The following is a 16,243-nucleotide window of genomic DNA, read 5'->3' on the forward strand; positions in this document are numbered from 1 at the left end:
CTGCGCCCGGCAGGCTGGCCACTCCTGTTTTCCTGACGGAGGGCCACCATGGGGCCGGAATTCCTGATCACCTCACTGCTGCTTGTCGCCTCCCCCGGAACCGGGGTGGTGATCACCCTGACCGCCGGACTGTCGCAGGGGGCCCGGGCCGCCACCCTGACGGCGCTGGGCTGCACCCTTGGCATCGTGCCGCATATGCTGGCCGCCAGCACCGGTCTGGCCGCCATCCTGCACAGCGGCAGCACCGCCTTCACCATTCTCCAGTCCGTCGGGGTCGCCTATCTGCTGTGGATGGCCATACAGGCCCTGCGGGACACCAGCCCGCTGAGTCTTGAGGCCAGTGCCCCGGCCCGCCTGCCAACAGCGCTGATCCGTCATGCAATTCTGGTCAATCTGGCCAACCCGAAGCTGTCGGTGTTCTTTCTCGCCTTCCTGCCCCAGTTCATTGCCGCTGATGACCCGACCCCGGCGCGGCAGATGCTGGTGCTGTCCCTGACCTTCATGGCCATGACCTTCGCGGTCTTTGTCCTCTACGGCCTTGGCGCGGCGCGGGTGCGGCGGCAGGTTCTGGCCCGCCCGGCGGTGGTGCGCTGGCTGCGGCGGGGCTTTGCCGCCGCCTTCGCCGGGCTGGGCCTGAAGCTGGCCCTGCTGCGGTCCTGACTTTTTTCCGGGAGAGGGCAAGATCACCGGTTGATCTTTATATAAATCTATATTCTTATAGAATTATATCTCTCGCTCTCTCTCCGGGAACTCCGCCATGCCCACCTCTGCCCTGCCGATCCTCGATATCAGCCAACTGCACGGCTCCCCCGCCGACCGTGCTGCCCTGATCGCCCAGATCCGTCACGTTGCCCGCCACGTCGGTTTCTTCTACGTCACCGGCCATGGCGTCAGCGAGGCGCTGGCGGCGGATGTGTTCCGGCATTCCAGACGGTTTTTCGACCTGCCCCCGACCGAGAAGCTGAAAATCGAAATGGCCAATTCCCCCCACTTCCGGGGCTATACCCCGCCGGGACAGGAATACACCAAGGGCCAGCCGGACTGGCGGGAAGAAATTGATATCGGGCTGGAACTGCCGCCGCTGGACCTGCTGCCCGGCGATCCGCCGTGGAAGCGCTTACAGGGGCCGAACCAGTGGCCGGAAGCCGTGCCAGAGCTGAAGGAGACCCTGTTGCACTGGCAGCAGGAGGTGATCCGGGTTGCCACCGATCTGCTGAAAGCCTTCGCGCTGGCGCTGGGCCAGCCCGAAACAGTCTTTGAAAGCATCTACAGCGGTGTCTCCAACCAGCTGCTGAAAACCATCCGCTATCCGGGGCGGGACCAGATCCCCGATGATCAGGGCTGCGGTCCGCACAAGGACGGCGGGTTTGTCACGCTGGTCCGGCAGGATCACATCGGTGGATTACAGGTCCAGACCGATGCCGGATGGATTGATGTCCCGCCGCTGCCGGGGTCCTTTGTCGTCAATATCGGCGAGCTGCTGGAACTGGCGACCGACGGCTTCCTGCGGGCCAATGTCCACCGGGTGGTGGCCCCGCCCGCCGGTCAGGACCGGCAGTCTCTCGCCTTCTTCCTCGGTGCCCGCCCCGATGCGGTGGTGCCGCAGCTGACCCTGCCCCCCGATCTGGCAGCCCAGACCCGGGGGGTGGAGCGGGACCCTGCCAATCCGCTGTTCCGCGATGTCGGGATGAACATCCTGAAAAGCCGCCTGCGGTCTCACCCCGATGTCGCCCGGCGGCATTACGGGGATCTGGTCGCCCTGCACGCCTGATACGCGCCGGAAAGGAGACAGAAGGGGACGGGCGGACAGGCCGGGGAAGGACTCCTGCCTGTGAAGCCTTCCCCTTGTCTCTTTCCGGTCCCTATACTCTCCGGCCCTGTTCCCGCTCCGGAGACCCCGCGCATGATTCCCCCGGCAATCACCCTGCTTGATGGCGGCATGGGCCGCGAGTTGCACCGCATCGGTGCCCCGTTCCGTCAGCCGGAATGGTCGGCACTGGCCCTGATGGACGGCCCGCAGTATGTGGAACAGGTCCACGCCGCCTATATCGCCGCCGGGGCTGATGTCATCACCAGCAACAGCTACGCGGTGGTCCCCTACCACATCGGCGAGGAGCGGTTTGCCGCGCGTGGGCAGGAACTGGCCGATCTGGCCGGACAGCTGGGCCGCCGGGCCATTGCCGCCGGGGGCCGCCCGGTCCGGCTGGCCGGATCAATTCCGCCGGTGTTCGGATCTTATCGCCCCGACCTGTTCCGGGCGGAAGACGCCGACCGCATCCTGCGGCCACTGGTGTCCGGCCTGACGCCGCATGTCGATCTGTGGCTGGCGGAAACACAGGGATCAGTGGCCGAAGCCGAAGCGGCGCGGCGGGCCATCGGGATGGAGGATCCCCGCCCGTTCTGGCTGTCCTTCACCGTCGGCGATGAGGATCCTGCGGCCATCGCAGCCGGCACCGCCACCCCCGGCCTGCGCTCCGGCGAGACCGTCCGGGCCGCCGCCGAAGCCGCCCTGCGCCTGAAGGCCACCGTCCTGCTGTTCAATTGCAGCCATGCCGATGTGATGGCCGCAACGGTCCGCGAAGCCCGCGCCGTTTTCGGGACGGCCCCGGCGGCAGACCGGCCGCAGCTGGGGGTTTACGCCAATGCCTTTGAACCGCAGGAGCAGACGGAGGAAGCCAACGAGGCGATCAGCACCCTGCGCCGCGATTTCGGGCCACAGGATTATCTGCGGGCCGCCCGCCACTGGCAGGCGGCAGGGGCCACCGTGATCGGCGGGTGCTGTGGGGTTGGTCCCGACACCATCGCCGTACTGGCCGCAGCCCTGAAGCCCTGACTCTCTGCCACCACCGGGACAGATGCCGAGGCCGTCAGACCGACGGCTCCGGCTCTGCCGGGGCACTGATCCGGTTACGCCCGGCGTGCTTCGCCCGGTACAGGGCCTCATCCGCCATCCGCAGCAGATCCTGCTCCGACCGGTCGCGGTCAGGGCGGAGGGACGCAACCCCGATGCTGACCGTCACCACCCCCAGGGCGGAATCGGCATGGGGAATCGCCAGCGCCTCCACCGCCCGGCGGATCAGGTCTGCCCGTTGCAGGGCCCGCTCCGGATCGGTATCGCCCAGCACCACCACGAATTCCTCGCCGCCATAGCGGGCGGTCAGGTCTCCGGCCCGGCGGGCCGCCCCGGCCAGCACCCCGGCCACCCGTTGCAGGCACAGATCCCCGGCCTGATGGCCGTAGAGATCGTTATAGTTCTTGAACAGATCGACATCGATCATCAGCACCGCCAGCATATGGCCGGAATGCCCGCCACGCGCCCATTCCCGCGCCAGAACCTGATCAAGGTGGCGGCGGTTGGCCAGCCCGGTCAGGCCATCGGTGGTCGACAGCTCCTCCAGCCTGCGGTTGGCCTGTTCCAGCTCCCACGTCCGTTCCGCGACTTTCTGTTCCAGCGTCAGGGTATAGGCGCGCTGGCGGTCCGACATCACGATCAGCCCTTCCGACAGGGACCGGACTTCGGTCACCGGGGTTGCCAGCGGGGCCTCGGTGATCCAGTCGCCGTCCGCCAGACGGCGGCACCAGCGCTCCAGCACCACCAGCGGCCGTGCCACCCAGTCGGCGGCAAACAGGATCAGGGCCAGCGCCGCCACCAGCACCGCACTGCCGAGAATCACCACATTATTGGCCGCCGCCTGCGCCGGGCCGGAGAAATGAGTCTGCGGCAGCGCAACCCCGATGGTCAGCACCGGGCCGTCCGGCAACTGCAACCGGCGCCAGTGAACATAATACCGGTCGCTGTCGCCGCGGGCAGAGCTGTAGCCCTCCGGCTCCGGCTGACTGTCGATGAGCGCCTTGGCCACCCGCACCGCCGCGTAACTGCTGTTCCCGGCGTTCAGGCGGCGCACCTGATCCTGCGCCATGGTATAGGTCGGCTCCGGCGTTGACGTGGCCAGCAGATCCCCGGCCCCATCAATGATAAACGCCACCGCCGCCGTGCCGTCCGTCGCCGCCTTCAGCCGGTCGCCCAGCTGCGACAGCGCCAGATCCGCCGCCACCACCCCGGCAAAGCGGCCATCCGGCGTGTAGAGGGGGGCTGCTGCCCCGAACCCCAGATCATCATAGGCCCCGGCCACATCCTCGATGGCATAGCGGTAGGCACCGTACCAGTGGATGCCATCGGTGGATCCGACCTTGAACCACGGCCGGGTCCGGGCATCAAAATACCGGTTGCCATTGGAAACCGCATCGGTCCGGCGGTTGTCATCCCCGACCCGGTACAGTTTCATTTGTCGCCCGTCGGTCTCCAGCGCCTCGATCAGCCGCAGCGTCCGGTCATCGCCCAGCGGCGGGCGGCTGGCGGCATGATAATCACCGGTGGCGGTCCCCATGGTGATGAAGGTCAGCACCGGCTGCTGCCGCAGTTGCAGCAGGAAGCTGGCGGTCAGGCGGGTTTTGTCCTCCGCGTTCAGCAGCCCGGTCCGCGCCTGCCCGACATTGTAGCGGACCACCCGGACCGGGATATCAAAGAAGTCGGAGACGGTCCCCACCACCCGGCTGCCAATGCCGATGGCATATTCCTCGGTCAGGTCATCGGCCAGCTGGCCGGAAGAGCGGTAAGACAGCCAGCCGGACAGGCCAATCGCCGGAACCAGCGCCAGCAGCAGCCCCCCGGCCAGAACCCCCCGCAGCGGAATCCGGCGGCTCCCCCGTCGTCCGGCCGGAGCCACCTCCGGCAGGGAGCGGGCAAGCCGCAGCCGCCCGCTGAACAGGGCCAGCAGCACCAGACTGCCGGTCAGCGCCGCCCCGACCACCCGGATCACCGTGGTATGCGATGCCGCCGCCAGATCCTGCGGCCTGATCTGGGCCGACAGGGTCCATTCCCCGTCAAAAAAGCGGACAATCGTCCCGACCCCGGCAGCGGCGGCCACCCGGGGATCCCCGTAGATGGTGGCTCCGCCCAGCTCATCCCCCATCCGCCGGATGGCAACCTGAAACGGCAGGGCCGGATCCGTCAGCCCGGCATCGGCCAGAATCGCATCAAAATCCATGCCGATCGACACCACCGCCAGCGGCGTATCCTCCGGCACTGCCCCGGACCGGAACACCGGGGCCCGCAGGATCACCCCCTGACGGCCACTCTGCATCAGCGTCACCGGGCCAGACAGAACCGCCGTCTTCCGCCGCATCGCCGTGCGCAGGCTTTCAATGAAGTCAGGGCGGTAATTGTAATCAATGCCCAGCAGGGCCTCGTTGCCCTTCACCGGATGGACGAACGTCACCACGGTCGGGCGCGACAGCACCACTGATTTGATCCAACGATGGCGGGACGTGACCTCATCGGCCAGAATCCGCATCTGCCCATCCGCCATATCCGGGTTTTCCGCAACCCGGGCGGCGAAACGGCTGCTGAGACTGTGCACCGAAGACAGGTCGCGTTCCAGCCGCAGCCGCATGTCATCCAGACGGACCGCAACCTCCGAGGTCAGGGCTTTTTCCGCCCGCATCTCAAAGACTGTCTCAGCGGTCAGGGTCGCAGTCAGACCGACCGCCAGCAGGATGATGGTTGACCAGACGGCGCGCCGCATTGCCCCCCCATGCTCCGACGTTCCCTAATATAGGAATACCATCAAATACCGATGGGAAACGAGCAGGAACCACCGTCATGGTGCTTAAGGCCCGGCAAAATGAAAACCCCGGCTCCGTTGCGGGAGCCGGGGCAGAAAAATATGTCCACACAGACAGATATGACCTCAGAGCGGCGCATACTCCGGGGGCGTGGCCACCGCCGGCGGCATCCAGTGCCGCCCCGGCACCGCCGCCACCAGTGCCTGCGTATAGGGGTGCTGCGGATCCGCCAGAATCTGCGCCGCCGGACCGGTCTCCACCACCTCCCCGCTTTTCATGACGATCAGGTCATCGGCCACCTGCGCCGCCACCCGCAGGTCATGGGTGATGAACAGCACCGACAGGTGCAGCCGCTGCCGCAGGCTTTCCAGCAGGTCCAGCACCTGCGCCTGCACCGAGACATCCAGCGCCGAGACCGGTTCATCGGCGATCAGGATCTCCGGTTCCAGCGCCAGCGCCCGGGCCAGCCCGATCCGCTGCCGCTGCCCGCCGGAGAACTCATGCGGGAAACGGGTGATCGCCTGCGGGTCCAGCCCGACCAGACCGAACAGCTCCCGCGCCTTTTCCAGCGCCGCCGACCGTGACAGGCCCCGCACGGTCAACCCCTGCGCCACCAGATCCCCGACCCGGCGGCGGGGGTTGAGGGATCCGAACGGATCCTGAAACACCATCTGCATCCGGCGGCTTTCCCGCCGCCACTCACGGCCCGACAGGGTCCGCAGATCAAGGCCATCCAGCCGCAGGCTGCCGCCATCGGCCGGGATCAGCCGGGCCAGACAGCGGGCCAGCGTCGACTTGCCCGATCCGCTTTCGCCGACAATCCCGAGTGTTGCCCCGCGCCGCAGCTCCAGCGACACTCCGCGCACCGCATGGGTGACGCGGCCGGTGCCGAAAAAGCCCTTGCGGCCATAGGTCTTGACCAGATCCTGCACCGTCAGCTGCACCGCCCCGTCCGGGCGCGGCCGGTCAGCTGGGGCCAGCGGCGGCACTGCGGCAATCAGGCTGCGGGTATAGGGATGCTGCGGACGGTTCAGCACCTCTTCCGCCGGTCCCTGCTCCACAATCCGTCCGGCCTGCATCACCGCCACCCGGTCGGCGATTTCCGCCACCACCCCGAAATCGTGGGTGATGAACAGCACGGCGGTGCCATGGCGGCGCTGAAGATCACGGATCAGCTTCAGGATCTGCGCCTGCGTCGTCACATCCAGCGCCGTCGTCGGTTCGTCGGCAATCAGCACCGCCGGTTCCAGCGCCAGCGCCATGGCAATCATCGCCCGCTGGCGCTGACCGCCGGACAGTTCATGCGGATAGGCTTTCGCCGCCGCCACCGGATCGGGGATCAGCACCTCGGTCAGCAGGGTCTGGACCCGTTCGGCGATTTCCGCCCGGGTCAGGGTGGTGTGGACACGGAACACCTCGCCGACCTGATCGCCGATGGTGCGCAGCGGGTTCAGGGCGGTCATCGGCTCCTGAAAGATCATGCCGATCCGCGCCCCGCGCACGGTCCGCATCTCGGCCTCCGGCAGGTCAGGCAGGTTCTGCCCGTCCAGCAGGATCTTCCCGGCAGCAATCCGCACCGAGGGCGGCAGCAGGCGCATCACCGCCCGCCCGGCGGTGGATTTGCCCGATCCGCTTTCGCCGACCAGACAGAGGATCTCGTTCGACGACAGGGTCAGCGACACCGAGTCCAGCGCCAGCGGGCGGTCGGCACTCTTCGGCAGGGCGACGGACAGGCCGTCAATGGCAAGGCGCAGGCTCATTGTTCGTCCAGTCGCGGATTGAGAGCATCATTCAGCCCCTGCCCGACCAGCGACACCGCCAGCACGGTCAGGAGGATGGCGAGACCGGGGACGGCACAGACATACCATTCCGTGCGCAGCACCGACCGCCCCTGTCCGACCAGATTGCCCCACGACGGCACGTTGGGGTCCGACAGATTGAGGAAGGCCAGCGCGCTTTCCAGCAGGATCGAGGTCGCCATCACCACGCTGGCATAAACGATCACCGGCGGCAGGGCGTTGGGCAGGATCTCGCCGAAGATCAGGCGCAGGTCGCCCAGACCGGACAGACGCCCGGCCTCGACGAATTCGCGGTTGCGCAGGCTGAGAAACTCCGCCCGGGTCAGCCGGGCCGGGGCGGGCCACGACACCACGCCGATGGCAATCACCACCGTCTCGATCCGCGACCCGAACACGGCGATCAGCAACAGCAGCAGCAGGAAGTTGGGCAGGGTCTGGAAGGCATCGGTGACGCGCATCAGCACCTCGTCCACCACACCGCCGTAGTAGCCCGACACCGCCCCGACCAGAATGCCCAGCACAATGGCGATCGAGGTCGCCACCACGCCGATCAGCAGCGACATCCGCGCCCCGTGGAAGATCTGGGCGGCAATGTCGCGCCCGGCGGTATCGGTGCCCAGCCAGAAGCGCGGGTTATCCAGCGGCCATTGCAGCGGCCGCCCGGCCAGCCCCAGCGGATTGCGCGGGAACAGCAGGTCGGCGCTGAGGGCGAGGGCCACCACCGCCACCAGCAGCGTCAGCCCCAGCACCGCCGCCGGACTGCGGAAATAACGTTTCAGTGCGGCCATGACGTCAGTGTCCTTTCACGCGGATGCGCGGGTCGAGGCGGGCATACAGCAGATCGACCACGAAATTGACGGCAATCACCAGAACCGCCGAGATGAAGACGATACCCAGCAGGGTGTTGAGGTCGCGCTGGATTACCGACTCATAGGCCAGCCGCCCCAGCCCCGGCAGGGTGAACACACTTTCCACCACCACCGCACCGCCCAGCATGGTTCCGGCGTGCAGGCCGACCAGCGTCACCAGCGGCAACAGCGCATTGCGCAGGATATGACGGGTGACAATCGCCCCGTCCGGCACCCCCTTGGCCCGGGCGGTGCGGACAAAGTCCAGCGTCGACACCTCCAGCATCGACGCCCGCATAATGCGCAGATAAATCGACAGGAAGATCAGCCCCAGCGTCAGGGTCGGCAGCACCAGATGGTGGGTGATATCCAGCGCCCGCAGCAGGCCGGTCTTGCCGGATCCGATCTCTTCAAAGCCCCCGGCGGGCAACCAGCCGAGTTTGATGGCAAACACCACCACCCCCATCAGGCCCAGCCAGAACGCCGGGGTGGCATAAAACAGCAGGCCAACGGTGGAGATCACCGCATCCTGCCAGCGGTGGACCTTGCGGGCGGCGATGATGCCCAGCACCACCCCGCCGACAGCGGCAAACCACAGGGACGCGACCATCAGCAGCAGCGTCACCGACAGACGTTCGGCAATCACAGCGGCCACCGGCTTGCCGTAGATGGCGGAAAAGCCAAGGTCAAACTGCACCAGCCGCCACAGATACCGGCCCAGCTGCACCGCCGCCGGGGCATCAAGGCCATAAAAGGTGCGCAGCTGCTGGATCTGGACCGGATCACCGCCGCCCATCTGGGCCAGCAGGGCATCCACCGTATCCCCCGGGGCCAGTTGCAGCAGGGCAAAGACCCCGATCAGGATCAGCAGCAGGCTGGGCAGGCTGACCGCCAGACGCCGCAGGGCAAAACTCAACAGGGCCATGGTCACATCCGGAAACAGGGCCGGAACCGGACCGGAAGCCGCCATGGCGGACCCCGGCCCGGTTCGTGGCCGTTACAGATCAGAACGAGGTATCGTGCCACGAGCTGGACGGCCAGCGCGGGGTATTGTGGTGATTTTTCAGCGTCTTACTGGTGACGGAGATGAATTCCCGCTCTGTCGCGAACCAGATCGGCAGGTCACGGTTCACTTCCGCCACGAAGTCGGCATACAGCGCCTTGCGTTTGACCGGATCGATCTCGGTGGCAGCAGCATCAATCAGGCCGTCAATCTTCTCCGACTGCCAGCCGTGCTGGTTGGTCCACGGTGCCCCCTTCGGGCTGCCGGAGCGGAACCACACGGTGGTCGACACCGCCGGATCGCCCCGGTACTGGTGCCAGCCGGTGGCCAGATCGAAGTTCCAGTCCTTGTAGATGGTGGCCAGCGCCCCGGCGACATCCAGCTGCACGATCTCCACCTTGATCCCCACTTCCGCCAGCGACTGCTGAATGAAGGTGGCGAACTGCGGAACGTCCTCGCCGTTCTGCACCGGCACCAGCTTCAGGCTGAAGCGGGTGCCGTCGCCGCCGCGCCTGTACCCGGCTTCGTCCAGCAGGGCCTCGGCCTTCTTGGTGTCGAAGGCATAGGGGAAGGCCCCTTCGGGGTAGAACGCCTTCGACAGCGACGGAATCGGGCCGGTGGCGCGCTTGCCGTTGCCGTACAGGAAGTTCTCGATGAAGAAATCCACGTCAATGGCATGGGCGATGGCCCGGCGGACCCGCACATCGGCCAGCTCTTTACGGCGGTGGTTGAATTCGATGGTGTTGTTGAAGGTGTTGCCTTCGTTGCCACGGCTGGAGACCTCGAAGCGCGGATCCTTCTTCAGGCGGTCGATATCCGCCAGCGCGATCTGGCTGTAGGCCGACAGCTGCACCTGCCCGGTTTCCAGCGCCGCGGCGGCGGCCGACTTGTCGGTGATGAAGCGCCACACCACCCGGTCCAGATACGGCAGGCCCTTGCGCCAGTAGCCGTCATAACGCTCGGCGACGATGTACTGACCGCGCTGATATTCGACAAACCTGAACGGCCCGGTGCCGACCGGGGCGGTGTTGGCCGGGTTTTCCAGCGGGTTGGTGCCTTCATACAGGTGACGCGGCACCACATAGCCGAGATCGACCAGCGCCCGCAGCAGCAGGTCCAGCGGCATCGGGCGGGAATAGCGGAACACGGCGGTATGGGCGTCCGGGGTGTCCACCGCTTCCAGATTGGCCTGAAGTTGGGTGCCGTAGTTCAGGTGCTTCTTCCACAGCTCCAGCGCATTGTACTGCACGTCGGCGGAGGTGAACGGCTTGCCATCGTGCCAGGTCACCCCTTCGCGCAGCTTGAAGGTGACGGTCTTGCCGTCGGGCGAAGCGGTCCAGCCGGTGGCCAGCACCGGCACCGGCTTGCCGTCCGGGCCGAGATCCAGCAGGCCTTCCACGATCTTGCCGGTGATGATGTACACCCCGGTGGAGGCCCGCAGCGACGGATTGAGGATCCGCTGTTCCGAGGCCAGATGCACGGTCAGCACCCCGCCCTTCTTCAGCTCTTCGGCGGCAAACACAAACTTCGGCAGCACGGAAACGGCGGCAGCGGCGGAAACGGACGCCAGCAGCGCCCGGCGGGACAGGTTCATCGGTCAGATCCTTGTGCGAAAAGACAGTCGTTGGTGCAGATCAGGACGCCGGAGCCAGCACGGTGCGCACCAGTTGCACCCAATACGCGGCCCCAATGGACAGAATCTCATCGTTGAAGTCATAGCCGGGGTTATGCAGCATGCAGCCGGACTGCCCCGGCCCGGCCCCCAGCCAGATGTAGGCGCCGGGACGCTGCTGAAGCATAAAGGCGAAATCTTCCGCCCCCATCGACGGCTGCGGATCCAGATCAACCCGGTCCGCCCCGGCCACCTGCGCCGCCACGTCGGCGGCAAGGCGGGCATTGGCGGCGGCGTTGATGGTCGGCGGATAACGGCGTTCATAACGGACGCTGACGGTCACCCCCTGCGCGGCGGCAATACCCTGCGCCAGTTCGCTGATCCGGCGCTCCACCAGATCCTGCACCTCCGGCGAGAAGGTGCGGACCGTGCCCCGGACCACCGCCTGCTGCGGCAGAACGTTCCAGGTGTCACCGCCGTGGATCTGGGTGACGCTGACCACCGCCGACTCCAGCGGGCTGACACTGCGTGCCACCACCGACTGCAACGCCACCACCAGCTGCGCCGACGCCAGCAGCGCATCCCGGCCCAGATGCGGCATGGCGGCATGCGCCCCCTGCCCGTCCAGCGTGATTTCAAAAATATCGTAAGACGCCATGATCGGGCCGGGGCGGATGGCAAAGCGCCCGGCCTCCAGCCCCGGCCAGTTGTGCAGGCCATAAACGCTTTCGATCGGGAAGCGGTCGAACAGGCCGTCTTCGACCATCGCCCGGCCGCCGCCTTCGTTTTCCTCGGCGGGCTGGAAGATCACCGCCACGGTCCCGGCGAACTCACGGTTGGCGGCCAGATGCACCGCCGCCCCCAGCAGCATGGCGGTGTGGCCGTCATGACCACAGGCATGCATCTTGCCCGGCACGGTGGAGCGGTGGCTGAAGGTGTTGCCTTCATGCACGTCCAGCGCATCCATATCAGCGCGCAGGCCCAGCCACGGACCGTCCGCCGTGCCACGGATGACCCCGACAACACCGGTGCGGCCGATGCCTTCATGCACGTCGATGCCATGGTCCCGCAGGACGGAGGCGACCAGCGCGGCGGTCTTCACTTCCTCGAAAGCGGTTTCCGGGTGGGCGTGCAGATGATGCCGCCATTCCCGCATCCGGGCGGTCAGGGCGTCGTCGGCGAGAATATGGCTCATGATGCGGCGTCCGTCTTCGGCAGGGTGTAGCGGAAATCACAGTGGCTGGCCCCGCCCATGATGGTCTGAGTGCGGGTCAGTTTCATGCGGGGGTCATAGCCGGTACAGAACTCGCCATCGCGGTTACACGACAGCAGGTCGCCGATCTCTCCGACGCCCAGCTCACGGTAGCTTTCGGCATAGCGGCAGCGGGTGACGTTGAAGTTCAGCACCCCCGGTTCGACATCCAGCCAGTCGATGACCAGCGCATCGTCCTTCTGCCACAGCGACAGCAGATCGGCGAAGGCCAGCAGGTCAGTCGGTCCCCCGGCCCTGTCGGCAAAGTCGGCCCCGGCGGCACGGGCGGCATCAATCACCGCCGTGCCGAGCAGGCGGCGGGCGGTCTCGGTGCCCAGCTCGGCCTCCAGAACGTCATAGATTTTCTTGGCGAAGGCCGCCTCGATGCGGCGCTGTTCGAGAATGGTGGTCATGATCAGAGAGAAACCTCACGGCGGTCACGCAGGCGGTAGCGCAGCAGTTCCAGACTGGCAAAGCGGCGGATCAGCCCCTGAAACGGCACCGGACGGACCGGTGTCAGCGGAATATCGAGATCCTCCAGCCCATGGCCCAGTGCCGCCCGGGCCAGAACCGGCCCGCAGGCGGTGGCCAGCGCCACCCCCCGGCCATTGTAGCCGGTGATGGTGACCACCCCGGGGGCCAGCTCATGCAGGTGCGGCAGGAAGTCGGGGGTAAAGGCAATCGTGCCGTCCCAACGGTGGCTGAAGCGGATCTCCCGCCCGGCGAAGGCCGGGAAAACCTCCCGCAGGCGCTGTTCCACCCGCCGGTCAAGGCGCGGCTGCCAGTTGGCCTGCGACACCAGCGCCCCGCCGCTGACGATCCGGCCATCGACGGTGGGACGGAAGAAATACAGGTCGGCGTGGGTGTCAGACAGGGCATGGCCCTTACCCAGCACCTGCGCCAGCAGGTCCGGCGGCAGCGGGTCGGTGGCAATCTGATAGAACGTCACCGGCACCATCGACCGCCGCAGATCCGGGAACAGGGCGTCGGCATAGGAATCCGTCGCCACCAGCACCTTGCCTGCCGTCACGCTGCCCCGGGGGGTGGACAGCCGCCAGCCGCCCCCTTCCGCCGTCACCGTCAGCACCGGCGACCGGGTGTAGACCTGTGCCCCGGCGGTCAGGGCCGCCCCGGCCAGACCCCGGGCCAGACCCAGCGGATTGACATGGCCACCGTCATGGGCCAGCCAGGCGGCGGAATAGCCGGTGGCCCCGGTCAGGTCCTGCACCTGCGCCCCATCCAGCAGGGCGACATCGGACCCCAGTTCCTTCCACTGTTCATAGCGGCGGCGCGACAGGGCCGCCCGGCCCGGGGAGTGGGCGGGCTGAAGCCAGCCGTCCTGCCGGGCCTGCGCATCAATGCCATGGCGGCGGATCAGATCGAAGGTCAAGGCGGCCGACCCGGCCACCAGCCGGGCCAGACGGTTGCCCCGGTCCACCCCGAAGCGGCGGCGCAGATCCGCCGGATCCGAGCGGGTCAGCGACGGAATCACCTGACCGTTGTTGCGCCCGGCCCCGCCGTGCCCGACCTCCTGCGCTTCCAGCACTGCCACGCTGCGCCCGGCCTCGGCGACATGCAGGGCGGCCGACAGCCCGGCAAACCCGGCCCCGATCACCGCCACATCAACAGTGATGTGGCCGTCAAGCGGGGTGGTCGGCGGAGCGGCGGCGGCAGTGGCCGCCCACAGGGACGGAACAGGAGGGGAAGACTGGGTCATGGGCGCTCTCCGGCAGGAAATCACCTGCACACATATAATCTATAAACTAATAGATTATTAGGTCCATCTATCCCTGTTCCGCAAGGCTTTTGTGTTTAATTTTTCAATATGCCTGCATTTTTCAGGATATTTGTGTGAATTGCATACAAAATAACGGTCCTGTCCGACAAAAAATATCCGCCTCCCGTGCGGACACCGGATCAGCACAGCCAAAGGATGTTTCTATTCAACGGGTTAAAAATGCAGAAGCCCCCGGCGACAGACTGAGTCGCCGGGGGCTGGAATCAGGAATCAGGTCATCAACCCCTTGATCGCAGGGGAACGGGCTGTTCAGCGAACCACCCCAGTCTCCCCGATTTTCAGGGTGAAGGTGGTGACCTCCCCCCGCCGCTCGCTCTGTTCGCGGTCAAGGTCACGCGGCGCCGGTGCAGGCTCCGCCACCGGAACCCCGGTCATATCCAGACCGAACAGCAGGGCCGGAAACCGCAGGGCACTGAACTGCGGCGACGGATACAGCCAGCCGGTGACACCATAACGGCCATCCCGGCAGTAGGCCCCGACCCAATAGTAACCGCCCGAGGGCAGTTCCAGCCCGACCGCCGGGGGACCGAACTGCCCGGCCTCGGTCAGGGCGGCAAGCAGATCCTCATACTGCTTCTGCCCGAGCGGGGTGGTGACCTTTTCCGCCCGCCACGGGGCCAGCGGATCATCAAGCGTCACCGTCAGCAGGCCTTCATTGTGCTTCGAGACCGTCGCCGTCAGGGTGCGGCTGGCGGCGTCAAAATCATAAACCCGGATCTGACGCGCATACTGGCCATTGTAGGTCAGGCGGAAGCGGTCAGGGGCCCCCGGCTGGCAGGCCTGCCGGATGTCATCCCCGGCGACGGCGGAAAACCACTGGGCCTTGCGCACCAGCGGATTGCCGAGATCATCCCCGGTGTAGGCACAGGCCGCAGGCAGCAGCGCCGCAGCCAGAACCAGAGAACGGAGGAGAAGAGAACGGACCATGATGGCTGTTACCCAAAAGCGGAGACCATCCCCCATGATTCCCCGTGTTGCGCCGCAGGTCCAGATCTGTTGCGGCCTGTCCCCAATCCTGACCGGAGAAAGCGCACAATCCGCCACCGTCAGTCCGCTGCCCGCCGCACCGCCAGAACAGTCAGCAGGATCAGGACCAGCGCCAGCGGCAGGAATGACAGCATCAGGACCGACGCCCAGCCATAGGTTGACAGAATCCCGCCGGAGGAGAACGACCCGACCACCATCACCCCGAAAACGATGAAATCATTCACCGACTGGACCCGGGTTTTTTCGTCCGGCGTGTGGGTGTCCAGCACCATCGCCGAGGCCCCGAGGAACCCGAAATTCCAGCCCAGCCCCAGCATGATCAGCATGCCCCAGAAGTGCAGGTCCGTCTCTCCGCCCAGCCCGATCACCGAGGCCACACCGATCAGCAGCAGCCCGATCACCGACAGCCGCACCGCGCCGAAGCGCACGATCAGCCGCCCGGTGATGAAACTGGGAGCATACATGGCAATCACGTGCCATTGCAGGCCCAGATTGGCCGCCGTCTGCGGCAGGCCACACAGATGCATCGCCAGCGGGGCCGCCGTCATCAGAAAGTTCATCAGCATGTAGGAAACGGCCCCACAGGCCGCCGCGACGATAAAACGCGGCTGCGCCACGATCACCGCCAGAGGCCGCCCCCCGGCCTGCTCCGCCGCCGTCGGGGCCGGAACCCGCACCCCGGACAGGATCACCCCGGCCACCGCCGCCACCGCCGCCTGCATCAGGAAGGTCACGGCAAAGCGGTAGACCGGCCACAGGTCCATGGTCGAGGAAACCAGCTGTGGCCCAACCACCCCGGCGGCAATGCCCCCGGCCATCACCAGCGACAGCGCCCGGGGCCGGGCCTTTGGTGCCACCCCGTCGGCGGCGGCAAAGCGGAACGACAGCACCACCGCCGCGTAAAAACCGCCGAAGAACGTCGCCAGACAGAACAGCCAGAACCAGCCGAGGATCACCGCCGCCGCCGCCAGCAGGCCGGTCAGGATCCCGGCCCCGGATCCGGTCTGAAACGCCGCCCGCCGCCCGTAACGCCGGGCAATTTTCCCCACCGGCAGAATGCTGGTGGCCATCCCGACCACAAACAGCGAGATCGGCAGGGTCGCCAGCACCGGGCTGGGGGCCAGCGTCGATCCGATGATGGCGCCGGTGGCGTAGACCACCACCGAATTGGCCCCGGCCAGAGCCTGCGCCACCGCCAGCCGCCAGATATTGCCGCGCTGCACGGCGGGGGGCAGGAGATCCGGGGCAGCAGCAGGAACAGGGCTCATCATGGTCAATCCGTCAGGGGCCATCAGGGGGTCTTCCCCGGTGGTAGCATA

At 66.7% G+C, this 16,243-nt stretch carries 13 protein-coding genes; 3 read left to right on the plus strand and 10 right to left on the minus strand.

The window, feature by feature from the left end; translation table 11 throughout:
• Positions 1-48: 48 nt before the first annotated feature.
• The 3 genes from FHS48_RS17740 (at position 49) to FHS48_RS17750 (ending at position 2,833) form a co-directional block, all read left to right on the plus strand.
• On the plus strand, positions 49-660 hold the full coding sequence (locus tag FHS48_RS17740; RefSeq protein WP_184265522.1) for a LysE family translocator: 612 nt from the start codon (positions 49-51) through the stop codon (positions 658-660).
• 97 nt (positions 661-757) lie between these two features.
• A complete protein-coding gene (locus FHS48_RS17745) occupies positions 758-1,771 on the plus strand; it encodes an isopenicillin N synthase family dioxygenase (RefSeq protein WP_184265524.1) in 1,014 nt (337 codons plus the stop codon).
• A gap of 132 nt (positions 1,772-1,903) precedes the next feature.
• The gene (locus tag FHS48_RS17750) at positions 1,904-2,833 is read left to right on the plus strand and encodes a homocysteine S-methyltransferase family protein (RefSeq protein WP_184265526.1); all 930 of its coding nucleotides are present in this window, start codon (positions 1,904-1,906) and stop codon (positions 2,831-2,833) included.
• A gap of 34 nt (positions 2,834-2,867) precedes the next feature.
• Here the strand turns inward: FHS48_RS17750 and FHS48_RS17755 are convergent, their stop codons facing one another.
• From FHS48_RS17755 to FHS48_RS17800, 10 genes are all read right to left on the minus strand, one after another.
• Complete coding sequence (locus FHS48_RS17755) at positions 2,868-5,585, minus strand: diguanylate cyclase (RefSeq protein WP_184265528.1); 2,718 nt, start codon at positions 5,583-5,585, stop codon at positions 2,868-2,870.
• A gap of 165 nt (positions 5,586-5,750) precedes the next feature.
• The gene (locus FHS48_RS17760; protein ID WP_184265531.1) at positions 5,751-7,385 is read right to left on the minus strand and encodes an ABC transporter ATP-binding protein; all 1,635 of its coding nucleotides are present in this window, start codon (positions 7,383-7,385) and stop codon (positions 5,751-5,753) included.
• Positions 7,382-8,212, minus strand: a complete 831-nt coding sequence (locus FHS48_RS17765) for an ABC transporter permease (RefSeq protein ID WP_184265534.1) — start codon at positions 8,210-8,212, stop codon at positions 7,382-7,384. The genes FHS48_RS17760 and FHS48_RS17765 overlap by 4 nt, the downstream gene beginning before the upstream one ends.
• Before the next feature lie 4 nt (positions 8,213-8,216).
• Positions 8,217-9,242 (minus strand): ABC transporter permease, encoded by a 1,026-nt coding sequence (locus tag FHS48_RS17770; RefSeq protein WP_416046522.1) that lies wholly within the window; start codon positions 9,240-9,242, stop codon positions 8,217-8,219.
• 34 nt (positions 9,243-9,276) lie between these two features.
• Positions 9,277-10,869 carry an ABC transporter substrate-binding protein gene (locus FHS48_RS17775; RefSeq protein WP_184265537.1) on the minus strand — a complete coding sequence of 531 codons (1,593 nt, stop codon included), beginning with the start codon at positions 10,867-10,869 and terminating at the stop codon, positions 9,277-9,279.
• A 40-nt stretch (positions 10,870-10,909) separates the two neighbouring features.
• Positions 10,910-12,082 carry a M20 aminoacylase family protein gene (locus tag FHS48_RS17780; protein ID WP_184265540.1) on the minus strand — a complete coding sequence of 391 codons (1,173 nt, stop codon included), beginning with the start codon at positions 12,080-12,082 and terminating at the stop codon, positions 10,910-10,912.
• Positions 12,079-12,552: an L-2-amino-thiazoline-4-carboxylic acid hydrolase gene (locus tag FHS48_RS17785; protein WP_184265542.1), complete on the minus strand. Its 474-nt coding sequence runs from the start codon at positions 12,550-12,552 to the stop codon at positions 12,079-12,081. Before FHS48_RS17785 ends, FHS48_RS17780 begins: the two co-directional genes overlap by 4 nt.
• 2 nt (positions 12,553-12,554) lie before the next feature.
• A complete protein-coding gene (locus FHS48_RS17790; RefSeq protein WP_184265545.1) occupies positions 12,555-13,856 on the minus strand; it encodes an NAD(P)/FAD-dependent oxidoreductase in 1,302 nt (433 codons plus the stop codon).
• A 330-nt stretch (positions 13,857-14,186) separates the two neighbouring features.
• A complete protein-coding gene (locus FHS48_RS17795) occupies positions 14,187-14,864 on the minus strand; it encodes a hypothetical protein (RefSeq protein WP_184265548.1) in 678 nt (225 codons plus the stop codon).
• A gap of 119 nt (positions 14,865-14,983) precedes the next feature.
• Positions 14,984-16,195 carry an MFS transporter gene (locus tag FHS48_RS17800; protein ID WP_184265551.1) on the minus strand — a complete coding sequence of 404 codons (1,212 nt, stop codon included), beginning with the start codon at positions 16,193-16,195 and terminating at the stop codon, positions 14,984-14,986.
• Between the last annotated feature and the right edge of the window lie 48 nt (positions 16,196-16,243).

This window comes from Novispirillum itersonii (assembly GCF_014205675.1).
GTDB lineage: Bacteria > Pseudomonadota > Alphaproteobacteria > Rhodospirillales > Rhodospirillaceae > Novispirillum > Novispirillum itersonii_A.